This window comes from Kitasatospora sp. NPDC096077 (assembly GCF_040303245.1).
In the GTDB taxonomy this organism is placed as follows: Bacteria; Actinomycetota; Actinomycetes; order Streptomycetales; family Streptomycetaceae; genus Kitasatospora.
The window spans coordinates 6956-29219 of record NZ_JBEOSV010000066.1; the positions used below are offsets into that span (position 1 = coordinate 6956).

A 22264-nucleotide genomic window follows, 5' to 3' on the forward strand; every position below is an offset into this window, starting at 1 on the left:
GGGTGCGACGTTATACCCACCGCCCCTGAACCCCGGGGGGCCCCGGGGGGGGGGGGCGGGCCGGGGCCTGGCCCCCCCAAACCCCCCCGCCGGCCGCGGGGCGGCGCCCGGCGCGGGCGCCGTCCGCCTCGACCGTGAAGCGCCAGGAGCGGCCCTCGGTGGCGTGGTAGTCGACGACGGCCGGCTCGTGCGGCCAGACTCCCGACCACGCGCAGCAGGTGAACAGGAAGTCCTCGACGCCGTCCAGCGCCACCTCCGCCGGCAGCGGCTGCGCGGCGCCCACGGTGAGCTGGGCGTCATAGGTGTGCATCGCGATCTCCTGGAGCTGGTGCCGGGCGACGGCACCGCTGGTCCGCGGCGACTGCGAGGCACCCCACCACGTCCAGCACTCGGCGTCCGGGCCGACCTCCCGCAGGGTGTCCAGCAGCTCCTGCGTCGACGCGGCCAGCCAGGCCACCAACGCCTCGCGCTCCCGGGGCGCCTGCGCCTCGGCGCGCGCCGTCACGGCCTCGGCCGGCGGGGCGTCGGCCGGACCGGCCTCGACGACGGCGGCCCAGAACGGGCGGCCCGAGCCCACGTGCCGCGCCAGGTCGAACAGCGTCCACTCGGGACAGGTCGGCACCTGGGCGTCCAGGCTGGGCGCGGCGGCGATCGCGGCTCGGAAGGCCGTCGCCCGCTCGTCGATCAGCCGCAGCAGGTCGGGGAGTTCAAGATTCTTCTGCACTACGGCTGTCTATCACCGGGCTCCGGCGGCCGAAAGCGAATTTCCTTCGAAACCAGTGGTGAACACGGCCGACAAACGGCGGTTCCCGCCATCCGTCGTGGATGGCGGGAACCGCCGTTCAGGTCCTGGCCCCTCGGTCCGGCGGACGTGCCGGGTGGGGGCTCAGGGGGTCGAGCAGGTGGTGCGGTCAGCGCTCACGGCGGCGCCTACGGGCGAGGAGCAGTGTCCCGCCTCCTGCCGCCACCAGGACCGCGGATGCGGCGCTGAGCCGGTCGAGCGCATCGATCAGGAGGCGCTCGACCGCGAGTCCGACCCCGCCCCGCGCCGTTGCGGGACCGCCCCGCGTCGCCGCGGGACCGCGCCGCGACCCCTCCGCCGGAGTACCCCCGGGCGCGCGGCCGGGGCGGCGACGGTAGGACGGATACGGACCGACCGGGAGGAGCGAGCATGAAGATCGTCGTCGACCTCAACCGCTGCCAGGGTTACGCGCAGTGCGTGTTCCTCGCGCCCGGAGTGTTCGAGCTGCACGGCGAGGAGGCCCTGATGTACACCCCCCAGCCCCCCGGTGAGCAGCGGGAACGCGTCCTGCGGGCCGCCGTGGCGTGCCCCGTGCAGGCCATCCTGGTCGAGGGCCGCGATGCGGGCCCGGCCTCGGGCGAGGAGGGCCGCTCCGGTGTCCGTTGACCTGCGCGGCGGCCGGATCGTCGTGGTCGGCGCCTCGCTCGCCGGTCTGCGCGCCGCGGAGACGCTGCGTGACAAGGGCTTCGAAGGGCGGCTGACCGTCGTCGGCGAGGAGCACCTCCCCCCGTACGACCGCCCGCCGCTGTCCAAGCAGGTGCTGCTCGGGCGGGTGCGCGCCGAGGAGACCGCGCTGCCGCGCCGTCGCGAGGTGGACGCGCACTGGCGCCTCGGCGTCCGCGCGACCGGCCTGGACGGGGCCGCCCGGGAAGTGCTGCTCGCGGACGGCGAGCGGCTGCCCTTCGACCGGCTGCTCATCGCGACGGGCACCCGGGCCCGGCCCTGGCCGAACCCCGCGGAGGCCGCCCTGGACGGGGTGGTCACCCTGCGCACCGTCGAGGACGCGGCCGGCCTGGCCGAACGCCTGGCGGCCGGCCCGCGACGGGTGCTGGTGATCGGCGCCGGGTTCACCGGCTCCGAGATCGCCTCCGCCTGCCGGGAACGCGGCCTGCCGGTGACGGTGGCGGAGCGCGGTCCCGCTCCGCTGGTCGGCGCCCTCGGCGGAGCCTTCGGGGCCTTCGCGGCCGGTGTCCAGCGCGCCCACGGGGTCGACCTGCGCTGCGGCGTGACCGTCACCGCGCTCGACGGCCGGGCGGGCCGGCTCACCGGCGCCGTGCTCTCCGACGGCAGCCGGATCGAGGCGGACGTCGCCGTGGTCGCCCTGGGGGCCGTGCGCAACACCGAGTGGCTGGCCGACTCCGGGCTCGCCGCCGGTCCGCGCGGCGTCGCCTGCGACGCGGGCTGCCGCGCCTTCGACATGTACGGGATCGTCACCGACGACGTCTTCGTCGCGGGCGACGTCGCCCGCTTCCCGCACCCCCTCTTCGAGTACCAGCTGCTCTCCCTCGAACACTGGGGCAACGCGGTCGCCCAGGCCGAGGTGGCCGCGCACAACATGGTCAACCCGGGACCGCGACGGCTGCCGCACCTGAGCGTGCCCGCCTTCTGGTCCAGCCAGTTCGGCCTCAACATCAAGTCCGTCGGCGTGCCGACCTTCTCCGACCACGTGATGGTCGCCCAGGGCTCGCCGCAGGAGCGGCGTTTCGTCGCGGTCTACGGCTACCGGGGCCGGATCACGGCCGCCGTGAGCGTGAACCGGGGCAAGTGGCTGGAGCACTACCAGGGGCTGATCGAGACGGCCGCCCCGTTCCCGCCCGACTGGGACGGCGTGGAACCGCCGGCCTCCCGCACCCCCGTGCCGTCCGACGTACCCGATCCGAAGGTGCTCTCGCACGGTCCCACCGTCGCGCTCACCGGCCACCTGCCCGACCGCCGGCTGGTCCTGCGGCGCTGGGGCGGCTGACCGCCGACCGCCCCGAGGACCACCGCCGCCACCCCGAGGAGCCCGCCATGACCGCCGCCGACACCGCTTCCACCGGCACCCCCGGCACCCTGTACAGCCGGATCACCGACTACGCCAACCGCCCCGACCCCTACCCCCTCTACGCCGAACTGCGCGAGCACGGCGTGGCCCGCCAGGACGACGGCAGCTACCTGGTCGGCACCCACCGCGAGATCGCCGCGCTGCTCCACGACCCGCGGATCAGCTCCGACCGGCGCAACCGCACCGTCCCGGACGAGATGCAGGGCGTCCCGGTCGCCTTCATCGGCCGGGACGACCCCGAGCACGAACGGCTGCGCGCCATCGCCATGCGGCCCTTCGGCCCGCCCCACGCGCCCGGCCGGGTCGATGCCATGCACGACGAGATCACCGCGATCGCCGACGAGCTGATCGACGGGCTGCGCGGCCGCGACCGGATCGACCTCGTCGAGGACTTCGCCTACCCGCTCCCCGTCACCGTCATCTGCCGACTGCTCGGGGTGCCGCGCGAGGACGAACCCCGCTTCCACACCTGGTCCGAGACGCTGATCGAGGGCTTCGACCCCACGCCCGGCACCGACCCGGCCGAGCGCCAGCGCGCGGCCCTCCAGGCCCGCACGGAGATGGGGCTGTACCTCGGCGAGCTCGCCGAGGCCCGCCGCGGCAAGCCCTCCGGCGACATGCTCTCCGCCTTCGTCAACGACCCGGGCCCGGACGGCGGCTTCACCCCGACGGAGCTGATGGCCACCGCCGTGCTGCTGCTCATCGCCGGGCACGAGACCACCGTCAACCTGATCACCAACAGCGCGCTCACCCTGCTGCGCCACCCCGACGCCCTCCAACTGATGCGCGAGCGGCCCGAGTTGATGCCGGGCATGGTGGAGGAGGTGCTGCGCTACGAGCCCCCGGTCCAGCTGCTGCCGCAGCGCACCGCACTGACCGACGTCGAGGTCGCCGGGGTCACCGTCCCCAAGGGCCAGCCGCTGGTCCTGGTCCTCGCCGCCGGCAACCGGGACCCGCTGCGGTTCCGCGACCCGGACCGCTTCGACCCCACCCGGCAGGACAACCAGCACCTCGGCTTCGGCAGCGGCGTGCACAGCTGCTTCGGCGCGCCGCTCGCCAGGATCGAGGGGCAGATCGCGCTCACCGCGCTGATCCGCCGCCTCGACGGCCCCCGGCTCCTCCAGGACCCGCCCGTGTACCGCCGCAGCCCGATCCTGCGCGGGCCCCGCCACCTGCCACTGGGCGTCTCCGGCATCACGGACTGAGCAGGGGGCTGGGTGGGTGGTGGGTGGGTGGTTGGTGGTCAGGCGCCGAGGCCCACGGAGGAGACGTACTGGTAGGCGCCGTAGTCGGAGTCGAGTTCGCTGATGACGTCGTCCCAGATCTCTTCGAGCTTGGTGAGGTCGCCGGTGGTGAGGGCGTCGACGCTGTCGTCCCAGATGTAGCGGGCCTGGAAGGAGCGGACGCGCAGGTTGTCGCGGCGCCGGGGTTCGTCGACGACGTCCTGGTTGACGGGGTGGATCTCGATCCGGGTGCCGCGGCCGTCGCGGTTGAGGTGGGCCTTGAGGATGGCGGGGTTGGCCAGGACGTTGGCGGCCCGCAGGTTCCAGTACGCGGTGTCGATCGCGTCCAGGTTCGCGGTGCGGGGGCGCTGGCTGCCCTTGGTCCAGGCGCGGATGGTGGCGGCGGCCGCGGTGATGCCCGCCTGGGCGAGGGCGGCGGGGCCGCCCTTGTGGGTCGTCAGGTAGCGCATCCGGGCGATGAGGCCGCGGCGGGTGGTGGCCGGGGACTTGATGCCGCCCTCGACGATCATGCGTTCCACCGCGTCTTCGAGGGCGCGGCCCAGGGCGACGGAGCCGTGCACGTTGCCGCGGTCGCGGTCGGCTCCGTAGCGGCCGAAGTTCTTCCAGCCGTCGGTCGACATCTAGACGCTCCGGGTGCGGGTGCGGCTGCCGGTGTGCGGCAGGGTGTACTGGTTCTTCAGCTTCAGCTGGGTGGTCAGACGGCCTTCTTCGAAGGGTCCGCCGCCGGCCTTTCGCCATTCGCCGCCGGTGACGTGGAGTTCGTCGGTCCCGCGCAGGGCGACGATCGTGAGTCCGGCCTGGTGGGCGCGCTGTGACTTGTGCCAGAGGTTCGCGAAGGCCTGGGAGCGGATGATGTGCATCCAGTCGGGTCGGCGGATGTCGCGGTTGTAGGTGGACTCCCCGATGGTGGACGCGAACTTCGCGTAGATGGCCTTGACGTACTTCTCGGTGATGGAGTCACCAGCGGTGATGGCATCCTCGCGGGCCTGGGTGAGGACCCGGCGGAACTTCTCCAGCAGCCCCTCGGACGCGCCGGAGGTCCAGGCCTGGGTGATGTGCGGGGCCTCGGCGAGGCCCAGCTTGTGGCAGCGGATGAGGAGGCGCACGGTGGCGTCGTCCAGGAGCAGCGGGCCCGTCTCGTGGCGGTTGCCGATCGGGTCGGGCAGGTGGGGGTGGTCCCAGGCGGGGCGGGCGGGGAGCAGGTAGATGCCGGAGCGCTTGGGGTCGAAGCCGCCGTCGGGGCGCTGCTGGAGCGCGCCGATCGGCAGGTGGGTCTTCAACGCGCTGCAGTAGGCGGCGTTGGTGTCCAGGACGTCCACCTCGACGGGGTCGGCGGTGCCGGCTCTGAGGGCGGCCATCAGCGGGGCGTTCTCCCACTTGTGGCGGCCTTCCCAGATGTCGTCGGCGCCGTTCCGGGCCTTCTTGGAGAGGAATTCGAGGCGCTCCGGGTAGGCGGTGTGCTCGTAGGCGGCACCGACGCGGGTCGCGTCGAACAGGGCCATGCCGTTCGGGATGGCCTTCTTCTCCAGGGCCTCGGAGGCGGCCTCGGCGTCGCCGTCGTGTTCTTCCAGGGCCTGATCGACGGCGGAGGTGATCATGTCGAGGTAGTAGCCCAGGTCCCGGCCGGTGCCGGCGTACTCGCGGTTGCGGGTGGGGGCGGCGGGCGGGGCAGGGGTCGGGGCGGTGGGCGGCGGCGTCGCCGGACGGGGCTCGGCGGTCGGGGTGGGGGTTGGAACCGGGGCGGGGACGGGCGCAGGCTCGGTGGTGGGTGCGGGTGCAGCGTCGGCGGCGGCTGCGGGTGCGGGTGCGGGTGCCGGTGCGGGATCGGTGAGGCGGGCGTGGGTGAGGTCGGCGGTCAGGGTGAGGGTGGTGAGGGTACCCAAGTCCCGTTCAGTGACGGTGAGTTCGGTGCGGGTGGGGTCCTGGGGGTCGCGAGTGAGGGTGAGGGTGACGTCGGCGGCCAGGGTCTGCAGGAGGGCCGGGTCGTCGCTGTCGATGGCGGCGAGGACGGGGAGGTGGTGGGTGCGGGCGAGGTGCGCCAGGGCCTGGACGGCGTCGGTGAGGGCGGTGGGACCGGACAGCGGCAGGCGGGGGTCGTGGGCGGCCTGGAGGCGGTCGACGACGAGCAGGGCCAGGTCGGGGATGTCGATGGCGGTGGAGGTGATGGCGTCGGCGTCGAGGCCGGTGCCGTCGTCGATGAACAGCGGTGCCGCGGTGAGGAGTTCGGCGGTGCTGGCGACCTCCCGGCGTTCGTCGTCGGTGAGGGTGCCGGCGCGCAGGCGGCGGTAGTCGACGGGGGTGTGGGCCGCGATGACCCGGGCGGCGATGTCCTGGCGGGTCAGGCCGGAGGCGGCGTAGAGGACGGTGCGGTGGTGGGTGAGGGCCGTGGTGCGGGCGGCCGTGGTGGCGATGAGGCTGGATCCGGCGCCGGGAGCGCCGGCGGCCAGGTAGAAGCGGCCGGGCTGGAGGCCGCCGAGGGCGTGGTCGAGGGTGGCGATCCCGGTGGGCAGGCCGGGAGGTGTCGCGGGCTGGGCGGGGTGGGGCGGGGTGCCGGGGGTGGGGGTCAGGACGGCGGCCAGGGCCTGGCCGAGGGGGGCGAGCGGGCGGCGGGGTGGGGCGGGGGCTTCGCCTTCGCCTTCGGCTTCGGCTTCGGCTTCGGCTTCGGCTTCGGAACTGGCCGGGGCGGGGGTTGCGACGGGAACGGCCGTAGGGCCGGGGGCGGCGGGCTGGTCGGTCGCGGGGACCAGAACGGCCACCGGTGTGGTGTGGCGGCGCAGGACCTGGGGCGTGCCTTCGGCGGCGGCCTGGATCAGGTCGCCGAGCTTCTTGCGTGCGTCCGCGATCCCGTGGGTGGGGGCCGTGCGGAGGTCGTGGCCGGCGGCGGCGGCCCGCTCGGGTGAGGTGAGGCGTGCGCGGTGGCTGCCACGGGCGAGTTCGGCGTCCTGACCCTCCGCGGCCGACCTGATCAGCTGGGGCAGCTGGCCGCGGGCCTCGTGCAGCGTCGCCGGCACGGACCCCGCAGTGGTGGGCGAGGGGGCGGCCGTGGCCGGGGCCGGGACGGGCGGAGCAGACTCGGCGGACACCGGGACACCTTCCAGGAGCCAGGACATGACCAAAGGCACGGGTACGGGACGATCTCCCCGAGGACGGGTACACGTCCAGGGGTTTGTAACGAGAAGCGTAACGGCTCGAACCCGGCGGTGAAGCCGACGAACGCGGTGTCCCGGGCCTACTCGGGCGGCCCCCCGAAGGTGACGACCATGTAGGTCTCCCCCGGCCCCGGCGGGCGGGTCCAGGAGCGGGTGGTGAAGGTGTGCAGCCGACCCTCGGTGATCGCGAACCGGGGCAGGTCCACACCGAACTCGGCCGCGATCGCCGTCAACGCCCGACGCTCACCGGTACGGTCGGGCACGCCCTCGCCGGGGACCGGGGCGGGGACGGGGACGGCCGGCGTGGCGAACAGGACGGCCGGGTCGAGCCCGGAGGGTATCGGGCCGCCGCTGCTACGGACCTCGGGGCCGTCGACGGTGAAGGCGTACTGCTCGATGCCCCGCTCGGCGACGGAGAGGTGGAACAGTCCGCGCTCCGGCTCGCACCACACCACCACGGCCCGGGCGCCGGGCGGCACAGCGCCTTCCGGCTGGGCTGCGCCCTGGGAGGCGGCGACGGCGGGGGACACGAAACGGGCGGCGAGGTGGCCCGCCGGGAACCGGTCCAGGGCAAAGCTCCAACCCGGGCCGCCCGCGTGGCCGACGGTGACGACGGCGCAGTCCTCGTAGTTCGAACTCGTCCTTCCCCGGAACCTTCGCCGGTCGAGTTCCCAGTGCGTCACCGGTGCGTCCAGCACCGCGTCCTGACCACCCAGCCGCACGGGCAGCTCGGCCGGCCCGGCCCCTTCCACCAGGACGAAGCGGTACGGCTCGGGGAGGCGGTTGCGCGACGGCGGATCGGCCAACCAGACGAGACCGTCCGCAGGTTCGGCCGCCCAGGCCCCGTCCGCCTCACTGACCTCACCGGCCTCGCCGTCCTCACCGGCCTCGCCAGCTTCACCGCTGTGCTCCGCCGCCTCCGGGCCCCGAGGGATGCCCAGCAGCTCCCGGCCCCGCTCCGGTGTGATCAGCGGACCGAGGAGCGAGTCGGCGAGCAGGCCGACCGGCGCGAGGTGGTCGGGCCCGAGCGGGCTCCACCGGGGCATCGCGGAGAGCAGTGTCCGCCAGGCCGCCTCCGTCCTCCCCCAGCGGGCCTGTTCGCGGGCCCGCTCGACGGCCTCGCCGAAGGGACCCCGCGCGGTGTAGCGGAACGTCCGCTCCGTCACCTCGCGCAGGACCTCCTCGGCCGCCTCCCGGTGCTCGTCGGACGGCGAGCTCAGCTGCCGGGCCCAGGAGTCCGCGCCCCGGCGCTGCGCCACGTGCTCGACCGCCAGGAGGGGGATGAACTCGCCGGAGTAGAGCGGGTCCTGGGCCAGCCCGCCGTAGTGCACGGTGGACGTCTGCCCGTGGAGTCGGCGCAGCTGGTCTCCCATGCCGAGGGCCCGGGGCCGGCCGAATCCGGCGGCCTCGGCGAGTGCGGCGGCTGCCCGCTCGTGCTCGCCGCGCAGCGCGTCCAGCCGGGCCCGCTCCACCTGGGCGTCCAGTCGGCGGGTGGTCTCGTTGACGAACGCCGGGCCTCGGGAATGAGCGGTGAGACTGTGGAACTCCCGGTACATGTCGAGCATGAACTCCCGGAAGGAGCCGTACCTGGCGGGTTCGCAGGCCGCCCACGACTGGTGGCAATAGACCGCCCACTCGCCGTCCTCGCCGACAGCGAACGGGTCCAGCAGGACGGTCGTCATGTCCGACTCGACGTCCAGTTGGAGGGCGCGCGCCCACATGCCCTCGAGTTCGCCCTTGTTGTAGTACTCGCTGAGCCCGCGCTCGTCCTCGTGCCAGCGGGCCTCACCGCTGCCGGCCAGCCGGTAGACGAAGCCGCCGGCGTGCCGCCAGCCGTCGCTGACCTCCAGGAACGCCCGGTAGGACGGCGGGAGCCGATGCCCCAGCCGCTCCTCGACCGCCGCGATCCGCTCCCCGGCCGCTGGCTCGGCCCCGAGCCACCGCGCGTGCCACGCAGGCTCGTCAGCGGCGGCCGGAAGCTCGTCCGGGCCCCCGTACGTGCCGGCCCACTCGTCGCTCCACCGTGTCAGGAACGAGCGCCAGTCGAAGGTCTCCTCGGTCATGCCGGTGATCCTTGCACGCACCACTGACATTGCTCCGTGCTCTCCGCGGTTCCGCCCCGGCCGGGATGCCGGATTGCGAAGAGTTCTTTGCGAAGACATCTTTGCGAAGAACTCTTCGCGGTCTAGGGTGTGCCCTATGACAGATGCGTCAAAGAGGCCGGACGGCACGGCTGTTGAAGAGGACACGGTCGTCCTGGATGCCAGGGGACTGCGCGCCCTGGCCCATCCGGTACGCGTGCAACTGGTCGGGCTGCTGCGGAAGTACGGCCCGTCGACGGCCACCCGCCTCGCGGAGCGGCTGGGAGTGAACTCCGGGACGGCCAGCTACCACCTGCGCCAGCTCGGTGTGGCCGGCTTCGTCGAGGAGGACGTGGAACGCGGCAACGCGCGGGAGCGCTGGTGGCGTTCGGTCCACCGGCGGACGGATCTCAGGGGCCGGGACGTGGCCGATCAGGAACTCGCGGCCGCGCTGGCGTACCTGCAGTCCGTCGCCGGCACCTACACCCTTCGCATCCAGCAGGCCTTGAACGAACTGCAGACGGTGCCCCGCACATGGCGGGGGACCTTCGACATGAGCGACTGGGCCCTGCGGCTCACGCCCGAGGAAACCGTGGCCCTGCGCCAGGAGTTGAGGGACGTGATCGGCCGCTACCGGCAGGACACGCCCGAGGCGGCGGCGAGTGCGCCCGAGGGAGCCGAGCGGGTCGATGTCATCACCCACCTCCTGCCCGAGGTGGAGACACCCGCCCCGGCGCAGGTGCGCACCGGTCCCGGGACGGCGACAGGACCGGAGACGCCGTGACGGAGGAAGCCCCGGGCGTCGACGCAACACCCGGCAGGCGGTCCTTACGGCCGCTGGGCGGGGTACTGGCCGCCATAGCCGTGTCACTGACCGGCACCCGGATCTCCGTCGTGGCGCTGCCCTGGTTCGTCCTCGTCACCACCGGCAGCGCCACCCGGACCGGACTGGTCGCGTTCTGCGAGATGGCCCCCTACGTGGTGGTCAAGGCCTTCACCGGCCCGCTGGTCGACCGGATCGGCCCGCGGGCCGTCTCCTGGACCACCGATCTGGCCAGCGCGACCGCCGCCGCCACGGTCCCCCTGCTCCACACCCTGGACCTGCTGTCCTTCCCCCTCCTCCTGGCCCTCGTCGCGCTGATCGGCGCGGCCCGGGGGCCCGGCGACCTGGCCAAGGAGGTGATGGTCCCGGAGGCGGCCGAGCGCAGCCGGGTGCCACTGGAGCGGGCCACCGGTCTGGCCGGTGTGACCGAACGGCTCGCCTCCACCGTCGGCCTGGCGGTCGGCGGATCCCTGGTGGCACTGCTCGGCCCCCTGAGCGGACTCGCCGTCAACGCGGGCTGCTTCGCCCTCGGATCGGTGATCGTCAGGCTCGCGCTGCCCCGCGGCATGGGTCACCCGGTCGAGGAGGCCCCCACGCGGGCCGGGCAGACGGGACCGGGCTACTGGCAGCGGTTCGGCGAGGGCCTCACCTTCCTGCGCGGCGAACCGCTGCTGCTCACCGTCATCGTGATGGTCGGCATCACCAACCTGCTGGACGCGGCGTTCACCCCGGTGCTCGTACCCGTCTGGGCCAGGGAGTCCGGCAACGGACCGGCCGTGATCGGCCTGATGGGCGGCGTCATGGGGGCCGCGGCGGTCGGCGGGAGCCTGATCGCCGCGGTGGTCGCGCACCGGCTGCGCCGCCGGGTGACGGTTCTCACCGGCTTCCTGCTGGCCGGCGCACCGAGATTCCTGGTCCTCGCCCTCGACGCCCCGCTGGGGGTGGTCCTGGCCGTCCTCGCGGTCAGCGGGTTCGGCGCCGGCTTCGTCAACCCCGTGCTGGGTGCCGTGCTCGTCGAACGGGTGCCACGCCGGATGCTGGGCCGGGTCAACGCCCTCGGCGACTCGCTGGCCTGGGCCGGCATCCCCCTCGGCGGGCTGATCGCCGGGGCGGCGGTGACCGCTGTCGGCCTCGCCCCGGTGCTACTCGTCTGCGCCACCGCGTACTTCCTCACCACGAACCTGGCCGGACTGCGGCCGGAATGGCGCGAGATGGACCGCACGCGCGGGCGGGGCGCCCCGGAGCCGCATCCCGGCGAAGCGTTCTCCCAGGACCGTGCGAACACGGCGAGTTGACGCCTACGGGGGTTCAATTCCCGGTGTACGAGAGGGCCGCCCGTCCCCGTACCGTGCGCGGGTCCGCCGGGTCACCCGCCCCGCGAACCACGGTCAGCCATGGCCTTGATCCGCTGTCGCGACACGTCCCAGCAGCGGGGCCAGCGCGTCGCGCAGCGTGTCCGGGTCGCGGTAGTGGACCGCGGTCATACCCACCGCGCGGGCCGCCTCGACGTTGACCGCGAGGTCGTCGACGAACAGACAGCGCCCGGGCACGACTCCCGCGCGGGCGGCGGCGAGGTGGTAGATCGCGGGGTCCGGCTTCACCAGACCGACCCGGGAACTGTTGACCACATGGGCGGCCAGATCGGCCAGCCCCAGCCGATCGAGGTCCTGGTCCAACCACGGCGTGGCGTTGCTGACCAGCACCACCGGCACCCGGCCACGGACCTGCCGGACCAGGGCCACCACCTCCGCGTCGACCCGTGAGGGCACCTGGGCGAACGCGTCGGCCAGCTCACGGGCCCGCACTGCGGAGACCTGTCGGGCCAGCACGGCCGCGATGGCAGCGGCCCATTCGGCCCGGGTGATCCGGCCGAGCAGCAGCGGAAGGTCCTGCTCGGGGGCGAAGGCGATGTCCGCAGCGGTGCCCGCGGCCAGCCCGGCCGCCTGCTCCAGCCGCGCCACCTCGGTGTAGTCGAAGGAACGGATCACACCGTCGATGTCGCAGAGCAGAGCGCCGGGCGTTCCGGGGTCCATGGGATCGATGGAGTCCATGGGATCTGTGGGGTCCATGGGGTGCGATCATGCCAGGCCCCGGCACCGCGCCGGTCAGGCCCGCAGGCCGTGGCGCTTGGTGTAGGCGAGGTGGAACAGGAACAGCGGTACGGCGATGACCGGCCAGCAGGCGTGCATGGCGGCGGGTGCGGCGTCGAGCGGCAGCAGGTAGGCGATGGTCAGTTGGGCGAGGGCGTTGAGCACGCTGGCCGCGCCCCAGACCGCGGTGAGCACGCGGAGGCCGTGCCGGAAGCCGGCGTCCTGGTGCCAGCGCGCCTCCCAGGCGCGCAGTCCGTCCTCGCCCGCCTTGACCTGCACGAACGAGCGGAAGAGGACCATCAGGGCCGGGCGTCCGTAGCCGACGGAGACGAGCAGCCAGACGCCGAGCAGTCCGCCGAGCATCCCGGTCCAGGCTTCGCGGACCAGCAGGGTGCGGGGGTCGCCGGTCAGGGCGGAGAGGACGAGACCGAGGGCGATCATGCTGAGGACGAGGAGGGCCACGAAGTCGACCCGGCGGGTGCGGGCCAGCCGGAGGAGCACGGTGACCGCCGGTACCGCGGCCGACCAGAGCAGGGACCACCACTGGTCCACGCCCGCCAGGCGCAGCCCGTAGTAGACGCCGAGCGGCAGGGCGAGGTCGAGCAGCAGCGGTAACAGGGCGGCGGCGCCGGTGCGGCGGGGGACGGTGTGGAGGGTCATGCCGCGCCTCCGTTGCGGGTGGCGAGGTCGAACAGGGTGACCAGTTCGCGTCCGTAGGCGAGCGGGTCGAAGTCGTCCCCGGCGGCGAGCCGGTTGGCGGCCGCGTCGATCGAGGCGCGGATCGCGGTGGCCATCGCCTCGGCGTCGAAGGGGCGGAAGGCGCCGCTGCGCTGGCCGTCGCGCAGGTGCTGCACGAGCAGGGCGACAGGGGTGTCGAAGCCGGCCGTACCGACCAGCGGGCCGCCGTCCTCCCGGCGGGCGTTGGCCAGGACGTCCACCAGGGCCCGGACCTCGACGGGGTGTTCGGCGAGGAAGGCGAGGTTGGCCTCGATGTAGGCGGCCAGCATCGCGGCCGGTTCGTGGTGGGCGCGCACCTGGGGCTGGATGGCGGTCCGGGCCTGCTCCTGGACGGTGTCGACCAGGGCCTGGAAGAGGTCCGCCTTGTCTGCGAAGTGGTAGGAGATCAGCCGCACGCTGGAGATCTTCGCCCGCTTGGCGATCTGCGCGAACGAGGCCTTGGCGTAGCCGAGTTCGGCGACGGTCTCGATGGCTGCGGCGACGATCTGGACGCGCCGCGCGTCGTTGGTGAAGCTCCATCCGGTGTCCGGACCGGCACTGTTTACTCGCATGAGTAAAAACTAACATGGGTCGGCAAGGAATGGGGCGTGCGGAACACACGACCGGGGCTCCGTACGGGTGCGCGGGCTCGCCCGGTGGTGCCGACAGTCCTTGATCCACGCGGTACGCCTGTCCGTGCGGTACGGCCGTACGACTCCGTGAAGTACTCGGCCACTTCGCGCGTGTCAGGGTCGTCGCCGGCCAGCGCACGGGCTACCAGCCGACCGAGCAACTCCCAGGCCTCGATGTGGGCGCGGAGTTCGGCGAGACGCCAGTACTCGTCGTCCTCGACCGCCGCCCAAGGACCGGAACGCCCCGCCCCTGGGCTACTTGACCAGCCGGAAGCCGGGCTGGCTGATCCAGGCCCGGAGGAACTCCGCAGTGCCGAGCACCGTCGGACACCCCCGGCCGATCGGATTGCGCGGGCTCGGCCGGCGCCAGTCGGCGCCGGTCGGCGTCAGTCGGCGGCGGGCGCCGCGTGGTGGCGCTGGTAGTGGCGGGCAGCGCGGGCACGGTTGCTGCAGGAGGCCTTGCAGAACTCCTGCCGCCCATGCTCCTTGAGGAAGTAGCGGACGCAGCGGGGGGCGGTGCAGGCGCGCAGCCGGGGAAGGTCGGGGCTGCTCAGGAAGGCGATCGCCGCGCGGGCGAGCGCGGCGGGCAGGCCGGCCGGCGAGCTGGGGGAGGCGGGGTGCAGGCGCGCGACGGGTTCGGTGTCCGCGGGCCAGTGGAGCCGGGGGACCACCGGGCAGTGGGCGGCGACTGTGTTCAGTCGGGCCAGCGCCTGGTCGGCCGGGGGCAGGCGGTCCGCATCGGCTCGGCTCGGCGGCGCCGGACTGACCGCCCGCGCCAACAGGGCGCGTAGCGCGGCTCGTACGGCCAGCACCTGGGTCCAGCTCGCCTCGTCGACGTCGAAGCGGACGTCGACGTCGGCGTCCATGTCGACGTCGGCGTCCACGTCGAAGCGGGCAGCGGATCCGGCAGCCGTCGCCGCAGCGCCGATTCCGGCTGCCGCGAACCCCTCCGCCGCCAGTAGCTCCTCCTGGGCCGCGACCCAGGAGGCCAGGCCGTCGACCGAGGTGAGTTCGTCCGCCACCCCGCCGTTGCCGTCATGGCGGATGGTGCCCGCCAGCTCCAGGGCCAGGTACCGACTCGTCGCCACGGTCCTTCTTCCTCTCACGCGCTCTTGATCACCGCGTCGACGATAGTCTACCGTCCCTAACGGATTGAGCCGCATTTACCGTTAGCAACTCGGAGGGGTGTGCCACGCCATGGTCCTGCTCGCACAGATCAGTGATCTCCACCTGGACGGCACCGAGCGCGCGCGCGAACGCGCCGCCCGGGTCATGGACTACCTGCGGGCACTGCCGACACCGGTCGACGCCCTCCTGGTCACCGGCGACATCGCCGACCACGGGGCGTCGGCCGAGTACCGGGAAGCAGCGCACCTCCTGGCCGCGCCCTTCCCGGTGCTGACCTGTCCGGGCAACCACGACGCCCGTGGGCCGATGCGTGCCGGGCTGCTCGGCGAAGCGAGGGAGGACGGCCCGGTGAACCGCCTGCACCGGATCGGCGGCACCGCGATCCTGATGTGCGACTCCAGCGTCCCCGGCGAAGACGAGGGCCTGTTGGACCCGGAGACCATGAGCTGGCTGGCCGATTCGCTGGGCGGGCTGCCCGCCGACACCCCCGCGCTGATCGCCTTTCACCACCCGCCGGTGACACTGCACCACCCGCTTCCCGACTCCTACACCTTGCAGAACGGCCAGGACCTCGCCACCCTGCTGGCCGGACACCCCGAAGTGGTCGCCGTCATCACCGGGCACGCCCACACCGCCGCGGTCTCCAGCTTCGCCGGACGGCCGCTGCTGGTCGGCCCCGCGGTCACCTGGACCCTGCGCCTTCCCTGGGAGGGCGATGAACCGGCGGACCGCGACCAGCCGCCGGGGATCGCCTTTCACGTACTCGACGAACGGCACCGACTGACCACACACTTCCGCGCGGTCCTGCCGTGACACAACTCGCCAACCAGCTGGGCCCGTTGCCGCTCAAGGCCGTCATCGGCTACCTCGTGGCAGTGTTCCCGCTGATCGCCACCCCGGGCACCAGCCTCGCCCTCCTCGCGCAACGGGTCGGCGGCAGCGGACGGCGCGCGAGCCCGCCCGTCATCCTCGGGACCGCAACCGGCCTCTACGTCCACGCGACGCTGGCCGGGCTGGGGCTCTCCGCACTGGTCATGCGCTCGAGCCAGGCCTTCACCGCGGTCCGGCTGGCCGGCGCGATCTACCTGGTCGGGCTCGGCCTCTGGACCTGGCGGACAGCCGCCGCCACCCGCCGCACCGACCGGGACACCCGGTCCCGACGCCGGCGACAACCGCCCTGGACCGGACACTCCGCCTACCGGCAAGCACTGCTGGGCAACGTCCTCAACCCGAAGGCTGCCTCGATCTTCCTGACCCTGACACCGCAGTTCCTCACGCCCCGCCAGCCCGTACTACCGCAGATCCTGCTGCTCGCCACCGCGCAGGTGCTGCTGGTCGCAGCCTGGCTGCTGCTCTGGACGGTGGTGATCAGCAGCGCGGCGGCCACCCTCGACTCGGCCACGCTGCGCGCACCACTCAGGCGAATCACCGGCGCCCTCCTGGTCGCCCTAGGACTACGGGCCGCGGCCACCTGACCCTGCCCGGCCATCGGAGCCCAGGAGGTAGGTGCGAGAGGTCGACGAGACCGTCTCCCGTCCCGCCCCATGGGCCCCCACCGTCATGCCCGGCCTCTCACGACAGCGCTCCCCCGCCGAACCGGCCGGGATCGCGCAGAGATCAGCCACCCCGTTCGCCGGCCGACCACCGCGGCGGTTGCCCCCGGTGCTGCCGGGCCGGTCCCGCGTCACCCGGCCCGCAGCGGCTCGCGCACGTCCTGCCAGTCACGGTCGATCACCGCCACCCGCTCGTCCCGCCAGGAGGAAGGGGCGAGCGCACGGTGGTTGCGGAGTTGGCGGACGAGCAGGACGGCCCGGTTCACGGTGAACGCGGCACGGACGGACGGGGGTTCGGCCGCCACCAGCTCCTCGATCCGCGTACGGGCTTCCGGGGTGGCGGCCAGGACGATCCAGAGCACCGCCAGGTCGTGTCCCGGGAGGTAGTGTCCCGCGTGCTCCCAGTCGATCACGGTGGCCCCTCCGTCGGGCCCGATCACGAAGTTGGTCGGCAGCGGGTCTCCGTGGCCCGGGACCAGGCCGGTGTCGGCCAGGTGGAACAGGTCGGTCAGGGCCTGGAACTCGTGCTGGGTGACCAGGCCTTGGCAGCGGTCACGGTCCAGACGCGCGAGGTAGTCGAGGGTCCGGGTGAACACCCCTGCGGGGGGACGCCATCCGCCGAGGTCGGTCATGGCCGTCAGCATCGCGGAGACGTGTGCCGGGTCCAGCGCCTCCGGCGGGAACCGGTCGCGGCCCCGGACCGGAGGACGGCCACGGACGTGCTCGACCAGCAGCACGTGGTGCTGCCGGTCAGCGGCGATGAGCGCGGGTACCCGCACCGGCGGGGGCGTGTCGGCGAAGCACCGGTAGGCCTCGATCTCCACCTCGAACTTCTCCACCCAGAGCGGTTCCCGGGTGGTCAGCAGCTTCGCGACGGCCGGCCCGTCCTCGCAGTTCCCGGCGATGAGCAGCGACTTGTCGGTACGGGAGAGGACCGCGGCGGGGCGGAAGTCCGGGCGCAGCCGGATGGCCGGTGCGGCGGCGCCGGTGAGTTCGTCGGGCACGGGGCTCCTCGGTGTTCGGAGCGCGGACGGCCGGGGGTCGTCGGCCGGTTCCGCGCGGCAGCGGGGTGGTGTCCCCGCCCTGTGCGTACGGGAGAACGCCCGCGCGCACCGCCGGGTGCCCGGCGCCCCCGTGGCTGCGCCCCGGGAATCCCGCCGAGAAGAGCGGACCGACTGCCTCATGGAACGAAAACGTAGGACACCGCCCCGGCGCTAACCGACGTTGAGGTCGAAGGTGGAGACACTGCCATCCGCCTTCGTCAGGGTGACCGGCCCGAACGTGATGACCACGTATGAGGAGTTGCCCCCTGGGCCCCTGTAGTACCCGGTCGCCCCGGTGACCCGGAACGCCAGAGCGGCAAGTGTCGAAGCAGTCCGTTCGTCGGCGTCGATCTCGGGCTGGGCCAGCTCGGGATGTCCGTTGGCCTCCGCCCAATCGCAGAAGCTGCGGGAGTCGCGGCTCAGGTCGGGGAGGAGGCTCTGGTTGGCCCAGGCCCACATCCAGGAGCCGGCCCGCGGAGCGAAGCTGCCCAAGATCTGCGCGGGCGCGGTCGCGGTCTTGTCGGGGAACGTCCAGGTGATGATGCCGGTCGTCTGGTCCAGATCCCAGCGGTCCGCCGAGCCCAGGCCCCAGGACGTGTGAGCCCGACCGACCTGCTCGATCATGTCCTCACCCTGCAGCAGGAGTGCGCTCAGGTCGGCTCGCTCCCCGGCCTGACCTGCACTGTCCGCCGTGGTCCCCTGCTTGAACATTCCCATGCCGCGGAGTCTGCCAGACGCCTCCGACCGGCCGACGACGCCCCCGCACGTCTGTCGCCTCAGCAGCGACCGGGCGGGGAGTTCCGGGCTCTGTCGCTGCATCTTGCGACGCGAGGCCATTCGATCGTTCGGATCGGCGTGCGATTCAGAGGGTTGCGTCGGGTCTCGCCGCAAGAAGGGGCTTCCGCAGGTCATGCCGGGGTCCTCAATCGACCAGCAGGTGCCACCAGCGGCGTCGGCGCGTCGGCAGTGGCACAGGCTCAGCGGGCGGCTCGGGGATATCGAGGACCAGTGGTGGCGGGGGCAGGGTGGGGACGAGATGGTGCTCGCCCTCGGGCCCGAGGGTCTCGACCAGCTCTGCCCGCCACCGCTTCGCCCACTCGGGGTCGAGATCATCGCCGCCACCCGCCAAGGCACGCTCACCCGGGAACAGGCCCGCACACTCCTGCAACAGGACGCGCACCATCCGTACTGGCGCAACAGTGACCATGTCAGTGACCTCTGGCCGAGCCTGTGGGCGGCCGCGGCCGACGCGTTCGTCCGCTGTCAGGACAACGAGCTGCGTCAGCGCCTCCAGAGCGCCTTCCCTCTGGACGCGGCCCACTACCCGCCCGGTCACGATCAACTGCTGCACCAGGCCCGGACCGTCGCCGAAGCGATGCCCGATCTCTTCGACCGACTCCTGGCCGACAGGTCGGGCTACGGCACGGTGATCTGACCTGCCGACCGCATCGGCACGCTCACGACGGCCAGAGAACGACTGTCCTGGTATCCGGACCAGGTGTGACGGTATCTGCTGGCCGGTCAGTGGCAGCGGGTCGCTGTCGTCGAGGTAGTTCCCTGATGTGTCCCGTCAGCACTTTCGCACCGCCTCAGCGCTGGCCGGCTCGGCGGTGACCTGCCGCAGCACGTCCGTCGACGAGGCCAGGGCGGCGTACCAGGTGTTCGCGGTCTCGTCCGCGGCCGGGGCCCAGGCGGCCACCACGGGGAGTTCGCAGTGGTCGCCGGTCTCCAGCGGGGGCAGCGTCCAGGTCATGCCGTGCCGGTGGTCGGCGTCCACGCCCCAGGTGCTGTGCGAGTGGTCGTGGACCTCGTCGATCAGCTCGGCCCACCGACGCGGGACCTCCGCGCCGGCGGCGTGGCAGATCGCCTCCTCGTCGTTGCCTCCGACGGTGAGCCTGGTGCTGTCGTCGTCGACCGTGATCGCGGCCAGCGACTGTCCACCGTCCCACCCCGCGTCGGCACCCTCCGGCAGCCGAACCGGCAGCCCCGCCCCGAACTGCACCCGCCCGATCGGCGCGAGGACGTCGATCCGCCACACCGCCGCGCGGCAGTCGGTCAGCGGACCCCAGTTCTCGGGATCGAGCCCGGGGTCGTACGGGGACAGCAGCAGCTCGACGCGGGCCACGGGGGTGCCCCAGCGGGCGACCGTACGACCACCCGGCAGCTCGAAGAGCGCATCGGGCAGCAGTGGAAGGGCCGTGCTGCCGATGGCCGTGGTGAAGGTCAGCGGACCGAACGGCGTGTCGATGGCCGGCCGGACGGTGGACCGCAGGCGGACGCGCGGAACGGTGGGGAGCAGCATCGCCCCAGGGTAGTGGGCCCTCCCGTCGTCCCGGCCGGACCTCCGGCCGGCGGCGGGTGCGATGGCCCTGCTTCAGGGCCGAGTGTCGTCGTCGTCCGCCGTCGGGCCGGTGGGGAAGCGGATCGGGCTGAGCAGGCAGGGCCTGCGCCCCGGTGTCGGTTCGTTCGCCAGGTAGGGGCCCAGGACCGCGAGCAGGTCGCCCGTCATCCGCCCGAATTCCTCCGGGCTCAGCCACAGGGTGCCCTGCCGGTAGGAGACCCCGTCGGCCACCGGGTCGGCGCCCTCGCGGTCGAGGTAGGCGTTGAACTCGGCGATCAGGACGGCCATGGCGGCGGCGAAGCCCCGGCGGTGGTCGTCGGGCGTCATCGCGGCGGCGTCGTCGGTGACGTCGGCCGGGCTGAGCCTCGACGACCTGGCCGCCGACCTCGTCGCGCTGGTCGAGGCGGTCGTGCCCGGCCGTCTCGTGCTCGTCGCGCACAGCATGGGCGGCCTGGTCGCGCGCCGCGCCGCGGAAGCGCTGGGCCCACGGCTGCGCGAGTTGCTGCTGCTCGACCCGACGGCGGAGAGCGCGCCCGCCTACGACACCTTCGACCGGACCGTCACCCAGGTCGACCGCACCCTGGCCGTGCTGCAGGCGCTCGTCCGGTTCCCGTCACTGGCCCGTCTGACCAGTGGGAACATCCGCCGGGTGTTCCCCGCGGACACCTACGCGGCCATGCTGGCCGAGGACTTCGTGCCGGCGGGCGTCGCGCAGACGAGGATGGAGATCAAGGCGGTGGCCGAGGCCATCGCCCGACTCCGCGCCGAACCGCCCGCCGCACCGACGTGTCCGACCGTCCTGCTCTCGGCCACCCGTCCGCAGCCGGGCCGGGCGCGGCACCACGCCGCCATGGCCGAGCACCAGCGCCGGTGGGTCGAGGCGCTGCCCGACGGCCGGTTCGAGCGAGCCGACTCGGGCCACTTCATCCAGGCCGAGCAGCCGACCGTCGTCGCCGAACACGTGCGCCTGCTGCTCGACCGGTCCGGCCCTGCCGCCGGGGCCACCGGGTCGACCGGGACGATCCGGTGACGAACGGGCCCGACGACGGAGTCGGCGAAGGTCGGCGTCGGCGAAGGTCGGCGTCAACGAGGCCGGCCGTGCATCGTCACAGGTGCTCGTCGGCGGTGACAGTGACAACGGGGTCGGGACCGGTGGGCAGATGTTCGAGCACGAGAACCACGGCTTCGTCAGCGGTGTCCACTTCGCCGACCACGGTGGAGCGGTGGCGAACCCTGAAGCGTCCGTCATGCAAGGGCTCGATCGATCCGGCCAGCACGGTCCCGAAGCCATCGGTGGTTCCGGAGCACCCGAAGCGCAGCGTGTAGTGACTGGTGAACGGGGACAACCGCCGGAGTCCCGGTTGCGCGGCAGCGGCCTCCAGCAGGGGAACGACGCCCGGGTACGGACGCCGGGGTGAGCGGATCCGGTGTGCCGCCTCACTCCGCTGCCAGCGGAGTCGCAGGGCCTGCCAGCGGGCTTCGACAGCGTCCGCCGGCCCGCGACCGTGTACTGCGGCGATGTCCGGCACGACTGGTCCCGGGAGCAGGGCCGGCTGTTGATCGAGGGTCTCGTCGCTCGTGTCCACTACCCCAGTGTCGCGATCGGGGGCCGAATGTCGAGGCCTGAATGCGGGACCTGATCGTGCCGGCTTCGATGTCGCCGCCGACCACGGGGTCCTGATGCACCGACGGTGGATCAGGACCCCTCGCCGAGTCCGGCGTCTTGACCGCCGTACCGACGGTCCGCCGCCGTCACTGCATGCGCGCGCCGAGGGTGCGGGCGACCTGGCGCAGCACCTTGTCGCCCCAGTTGCGGTCCGCTGCCGGGTACTGCCCCACGCCGCTGGCCGTCGACATGCCGCTCAGCTCGAACTCGTACGGTCCCTGGTGGCAGGCGAGGTTGCCCCTGGCGAGGTCGTCGGAGTAGCAGCCCTGCGGGCCGAGAGAGGTGCCGAGGTCGTCGAACTCCTTGTGGTACTTGGTCGCGTCCTCGCGGGCGCGGGCCAGGTCCTTGGCGTAGCTCTTCGTGACGAGCGCGGGATCGGCGACGGCGGTGAAGGTGAGCGTGATGCTGCTGTTGCTCTTGCTCTCGTACTTGTCGGGCAGGCCGAAGCTGAACTTGCAGCCGGCGTCGGGCGCATCGCCCGTCGTGCCGGGGTCGGCCTCGATCAGCGGGTTGAAGTTGAGGATGGTGACCTTGACCGGCTGTCGCTTGATGCTGTCGGCCTGCGGCAGGATCGCCTTGATCTCGGCGTCGCTCAACACCTCGCAGCCGTGCGGCCATTGGGCCAGCTTCAGCGAGCGACCCGACGGCGGCTGCGCGGCGAGCCGGTCCCCGGACGGCTGCGCGGAGCCGAACTTCAGGGCGGGCACCTCCGTGCCGCATCCGGCGAGCAGGAGTGCCGCCGCCGCGGCCAGGGCCGTGGCAGCGGAGAGTGCGTGGGCGCGTGTCGTCATCGTTCCCCCCGGAAGTGTGCGCGTGCGTGTGCCTGACCGGCGGGTGCGCCGGCGATCAGGACAGGAATTGACCTTCCCATGGGATTGTTCCACGGGGTCGGCGCTCGCCATCGGCGTCACCCTCGTCGACGGCGGCCCGTGTCACCATGGAGGCTTCTCC

At 73.1% G+C, this 22264-nt stretch carries 23 protein-coding genes; 9 read left to right on the forward strand and 14 right to left on the reverse strand.

Going from position 1 to position 22264, the window contains the following annotated elements:
* Window positions 1–10 precede the first annotated feature (10 nt).
* Window positions 11–724 carry a maleylpyruvate isomerase family mycothiol-dependent enzyme gene (locus ABTZ03_RS35455; RefSeq protein WP_350517287.1) on the reverse strand — a complete coding sequence of 238 codons (714 nt, stop codon included), beginning with the start codon at window positions 722–724 and terminating at the stop codon, window positions 11–13.
* Window positions 725–1171: 447 nt separating this feature from the next.
* Between ABTZ03_RS35455 and ABTZ03_RS35460 the strand changes: the two genes are divergently transcribed.
* The 3 genes from ABTZ03_RS35460 to ABTZ03_RS35470 are packed head-to-tail and all read left to right on the forward strand — an operon-like array spanning window position 1172 to window position 4051.
* Window positions 1172–1408, forward strand: a complete 237-nt coding sequence (locus ABTZ03_RS35460; protein ID WP_350517288.1) for a ferredoxin — start codon at window positions 1172–1174, stop codon at window positions 1406–1408.
* On the forward strand, window positions 1362–2765 hold the full coding sequence (locus tag ABTZ03_RS35465; RefSeq protein WP_502894692.1) for an NAD(P)/FAD-dependent oxidoreductase: 1404 nt from the start codon (window positions 1362–1364) through the stop codon (window positions 2763–2765). Before ABTZ03_RS35460 ends, ABTZ03_RS35465 begins: the two co-directional genes overlap by 47 nt.
* 47 nt (window positions 2766–2812) lie before the next feature.
* Entirely contained in the window at window positions 2813–4051 is a 1239-nt protein-coding gene (locus tag ABTZ03_RS35470) for a cytochrome P450 (RefSeq protein ID WP_350517290.1), read from the forward strand.
* A 38-nt stretch (window positions 4052–4089) separates the two neighbouring features.
* Here the strand turns inward: ABTZ03_RS35470 and ABTZ03_RS35475 are convergent, their stop codons facing one another.
* From ABTZ03_RS35475 to ABTZ03_RS35485, 3 genes are all read right to left on the reverse strand, one after another.
* Entirely contained in the window at window positions 4090–4710 is a 621-nt protein-coding gene (locus ABTZ03_RS35475) for a hypothetical protein (protein ID WP_350517291.1), read from the reverse strand.
* Window positions 4711–7173, reverse strand: a complete 2463-nt coding sequence (locus tag ABTZ03_RS35480; RefSeq protein ID WP_350517292.1) for a type II toxin-antitoxin system prevent-host-death family antitoxin — start codon at window positions 7171–7173, stop codon at window positions 4711–4713.
* Window positions 7174–7319: 146 nt separating this feature from the next.
* On the reverse strand, window positions 7320–9302 hold the full coding sequence (locus ABTZ03_RS35485) for an SMI1/KNR4 family protein (protein ID WP_350517293.1): 1983 nt from the start codon (window positions 9300–9302) through the stop codon (window positions 7320–7322).
* A gap of 136 nt (window positions 9303–9438) precedes the next feature.
* Here ABTZ03_RS35485 and ABTZ03_RS35490 point away from each other — a divergent pair, with 136 nt between their 5' ends.
* Window positions 9439–10104, forward strand: a complete 666-nt coding sequence (locus ABTZ03_RS35490) for an ArsR/SmtB family transcription factor (RefSeq protein ID WP_350517294.1) — start codon at window positions 9439–9441, stop codon at window positions 10102–10104.
* Window positions 10101–11438, forward strand: a complete 1338-nt coding sequence (locus ABTZ03_RS35495) for an MFS transporter (RefSeq protein WP_350517295.1) — start codon at window positions 10101–10103, stop codon at window positions 11436–11438. The genes ABTZ03_RS35490 and ABTZ03_RS35495 overlap by 4 nt, the downstream gene beginning before the upstream one ends.
* A 93-nt stretch (window positions 11439–11531) precedes the next feature.
* Here ABTZ03_RS35495 and ABTZ03_RS35500 read toward each other — a convergent pair whose 3' ends face one another.
* The 4 genes from ABTZ03_RS35500 to ABTZ03_RS35515 form a co-directional block, all read right to left on the reverse strand.
* On the reverse strand, window positions 11532–12176 hold the full coding sequence (locus ABTZ03_RS35500; protein ID WP_350517296.1) for an HAD-IA family hydrolase: 645 nt from the start codon (window positions 12174–12176) through the stop codon (window positions 11532–11534).
* A gap of 72 nt (window positions 12177–12248) precedes the next feature.
* Window positions 12249–12893: a VC0807 family protein gene (locus ABTZ03_RS35505; protein ID WP_350517297.1), complete on the reverse strand. Its 645-nt coding sequence runs from the start codon at window positions 12891–12893 to the stop codon at window positions 12249–12251.
* Window positions 12890–13522: a TetR/AcrR family transcriptional regulator gene (locus ABTZ03_RS35510; protein ID WP_350517298.1), complete on the reverse strand. Its 633-nt coding sequence runs from the start codon at window positions 13520–13522 to the stop codon at window positions 12890–12892. The genes ABTZ03_RS35505 and ABTZ03_RS35510 overlap by 4 nt, the downstream gene beginning before the upstream one ends.
* Window positions 13523–13968: 446 nt before the next feature.
* Window positions 13969–14670, reverse strand: a complete 702-nt coding sequence (locus ABTZ03_RS35515; RefSeq protein ID WP_350517299.1) for an ABATE domain-containing protein — start codon at window positions 14668–14670, stop codon at window positions 13969–13971.
* A gap of 109 nt (window positions 14671–14779) precedes the next feature.
* Here ABTZ03_RS35515 and ABTZ03_RS35520 point away from each other — a divergent pair, with 109 nt between their 5' ends.
* The gene (locus ABTZ03_RS35520) at window positions 14780–15523 is read left to right on the forward strand and encodes a metallophosphoesterase (RefSeq protein WP_350517300.1); all 744 of its coding nucleotides are present in this window, start codon (window positions 14780–14782) and stop codon (window positions 15521–15523) included.
* Window positions 15520–16185, forward strand: a complete 666-nt coding sequence (locus ABTZ03_RS35525; RefSeq protein ID WP_350517301.1) for a LysE family translocator — start codon at window positions 15520–15522, stop codon at window positions 16183–16185. The genes ABTZ03_RS35520 and ABTZ03_RS35525 overlap by 4 nt, the downstream gene beginning before the upstream one ends.
* A 209-nt stretch (window positions 16186–16394) precedes the next feature.
* Here the strand turns inward: ABTZ03_RS35525 and ABTZ03_RS35530 are convergent, their stop codons facing one another.
* The gene (locus ABTZ03_RS35530; RefSeq protein ID WP_350517302.1) at window positions 16395–17267 is read right to left on the reverse strand and encodes a phosphotransferase; all 873 of its coding nucleotides are present in this window, start codon (window positions 17265–17267) and stop codon (window positions 16395–16397) included.
* Between the two features lie 210 nt (window positions 17268–17477).
* Window positions 17478–18023, reverse strand: a complete 546-nt coding sequence (locus tag ABTZ03_RS35535) for a DUF6882 domain-containing protein (protein ID WP_350517303.1) — start codon at window positions 18021–18023, stop codon at window positions 17478–17480.
* Window positions 18024–18342: 319 nt separating this feature from the next.
* On the opposite strand from ABTZ03_RS35535, the gene ABTZ03_RS35540 reads away from it, so the two are divergent.
* Entirely contained in the window at window positions 18343–18741 is a 399-nt protein-coding gene (locus ABTZ03_RS35540) for a hypothetical protein (protein ID WP_350517304.1), read from the forward strand.
* 135 nt (window positions 18742–18876) lie between these two features.
* Here ABTZ03_RS35540 and ABTZ03_RS35545 read toward each other — a convergent pair whose 3' ends face one another.
* Both ABTZ03_RS35545 and ABTZ03_RS35550 read right to left on the reverse strand, forming a co-directional pair.
* The gene (locus ABTZ03_RS35545; protein WP_350517305.1) at window positions 18877–19608 is read right to left on the reverse strand and encodes a hypothetical protein; all 732 of its coding nucleotides are present in this window, start codon (window positions 19606–19608) and stop codon (window positions 18877–18879) included.
* Between the two features lie 72 nt (window positions 19609–19680).
* Entirely contained in the window at window positions 19681–19974 is a 294-nt protein-coding gene (locus ABTZ03_RS35550) for a hypothetical protein (RefSeq protein ID WP_350517306.1), read from the reverse strand.
* Between the two features lie 16 nt (window positions 19975–19990).
* On the opposite strand from ABTZ03_RS35550, the gene ABTZ03_RS35555 reads away from it, so the two are divergent.
* Window positions 19991–20677 (forward strand): alpha/beta fold hydrolase, encoded by a 687-nt coding sequence (locus ABTZ03_RS35555; RefSeq protein WP_350517307.1) that lies wholly within the window; start codon window positions 19991–19993, stop codon window positions 20675–20677.
* A 76-nt stretch (window positions 20678–20753) separates the two neighbouring features.
* Here ABTZ03_RS35555 and ABTZ03_RS35560 read toward each other — a convergent pair whose 3' ends face one another.
* Window positions 20754–21233 (reverse strand): DUF6193 family natural product biosynthesis protein, encoded by a 480-nt coding sequence (locus ABTZ03_RS35560; protein WP_350517308.1) that lies wholly within the window; start codon window positions 21231–21233, stop codon window positions 20754–20756.
* A 166-nt stretch (window positions 21234–21399) separates the two neighbouring features.
* Window positions 21400–22104 carry a hypothetical protein gene (locus ABTZ03_RS35565; protein WP_350517309.1) on the reverse strand — a complete coding sequence of 235 codons (705 nt, stop codon included), beginning with the start codon at window positions 22102–22104 and terminating at the stop codon, window positions 21400–21402.
* Between the last annotated feature and the right edge of the window lie 160 nt (window positions 22105–22264).

What these genes read in the sequence shown, in the direction of transcription:
- ABTZ03_RS35550 (WP_350517306.1), bottom strand. Translation starts at nt 19,974, where the DNA reads ATGACGCCCGACGACCACCGCCGGGGCTTCGCCGCCGCCATGGCCGTC.
- ABTZ03_RS35490 (WP_350517294.1), top strand. Translation starts at nt 9,439, where the DNA reads ATGACAGATGCGTCAAAGAGGCCGGACGGCACGGCTGTTGAAGAGGAC.
- ABTZ03_RS35510 (WP_350517298.1), bottom strand. Translation starts at nt 13,522, where the DNA reads ATGCGAGTAAACAGTGCCGGTCCGGACACCGGATGGAGCTTCACCAAC.
- ABTZ03_RS35505 (WP_350517297.1), bottom strand. Translation starts at nt 12,893, where the DNA reads ATGACCCTCCACACCGTCCCCCGCCGCACCGGCGCCGCCGCCCTGTTA.
- ABTZ03_RS35500 (WP_350517296.1), bottom strand. Translation starts at nt 12,176, where the DNA reads ATGGACCCCGGAACGCCCGGCGCTCTGCTCTGCGACATCGACGGTGTG.
- ABTZ03_RS35520 (WP_350517300.1), top strand. Translation starts at nt 14,780, where the DNA reads ATGGTCCTGCTCGCACAGATCAGTGATCTCCACCTGGACGGCACCGAG.
- ABTZ03_RS35535 (WP_350517303.1), bottom strand. Translation starts at nt 18,023, where the DNA reads ATGGGAATGTTCAAGCAGGGGACCACGGCGGACAGTGCAGGTCAGGCC.
- ABTZ03_RS35475 (WP_350517291.1), bottom strand. Translation starts at nt 4,710, where the DNA reads ATGTCGACCGACGGCTGGAAGAACTTCGGCCGCTACGGAGCCGACCGC.
- ABTZ03_RS35540 (WP_350517304.1), top strand. Translation starts at nt 18,343, where the DNA reads ATGGTGCTCGCCCTCGGGCCCGAGGGTCTCGACCAGCTCTGCCCGCCA.
- ABTZ03_RS35470 (WP_350517290.1), top strand. Translation starts at nt 2,813, where the DNA reads ATGACCGCCGCCGACACCGCTTCCACCGGCACCCCCGGCACCCTGTAC.
- ABTZ03_RS35545 (WP_350517305.1), bottom strand. Translation starts at nt 19,608, where the DNA reads ATGCTGCTCCCCACCGTTCCGCGCGTCCGCCTGCGGTCCACCGTCCGG.
- ABTZ03_RS35465 (WP_502894692.1), top strand. Translation starts at nt 1,362, where the DNA reads ATGCGGGCCCGGCCTCGGGCGAGGAGGGCCGCTCCGGTGTCCGTTGAC.
- ABTZ03_RS35460 (WP_350517288.1), top strand. Translation starts at nt 1,172, where the DNA reads ATGAAGATCGTCGTCGACCTCAACCGCTGCCAGGGTTACGCGCAGTGC.
- ABTZ03_RS35485 (WP_350517293.1), bottom strand. Translation starts at nt 9,302, where the DNA reads ATGACCGAGGAGACCTTCGACTGGCGCTCGTTCCTGACACGGTGGAGC.
- ABTZ03_RS35565 (WP_350517309.1), bottom strand. Translation starts at nt 22,104, where the DNA reads ATGACGACACGCGCCCACGCACTCTCCGCTGCCACGGCCCTGGCCGCG.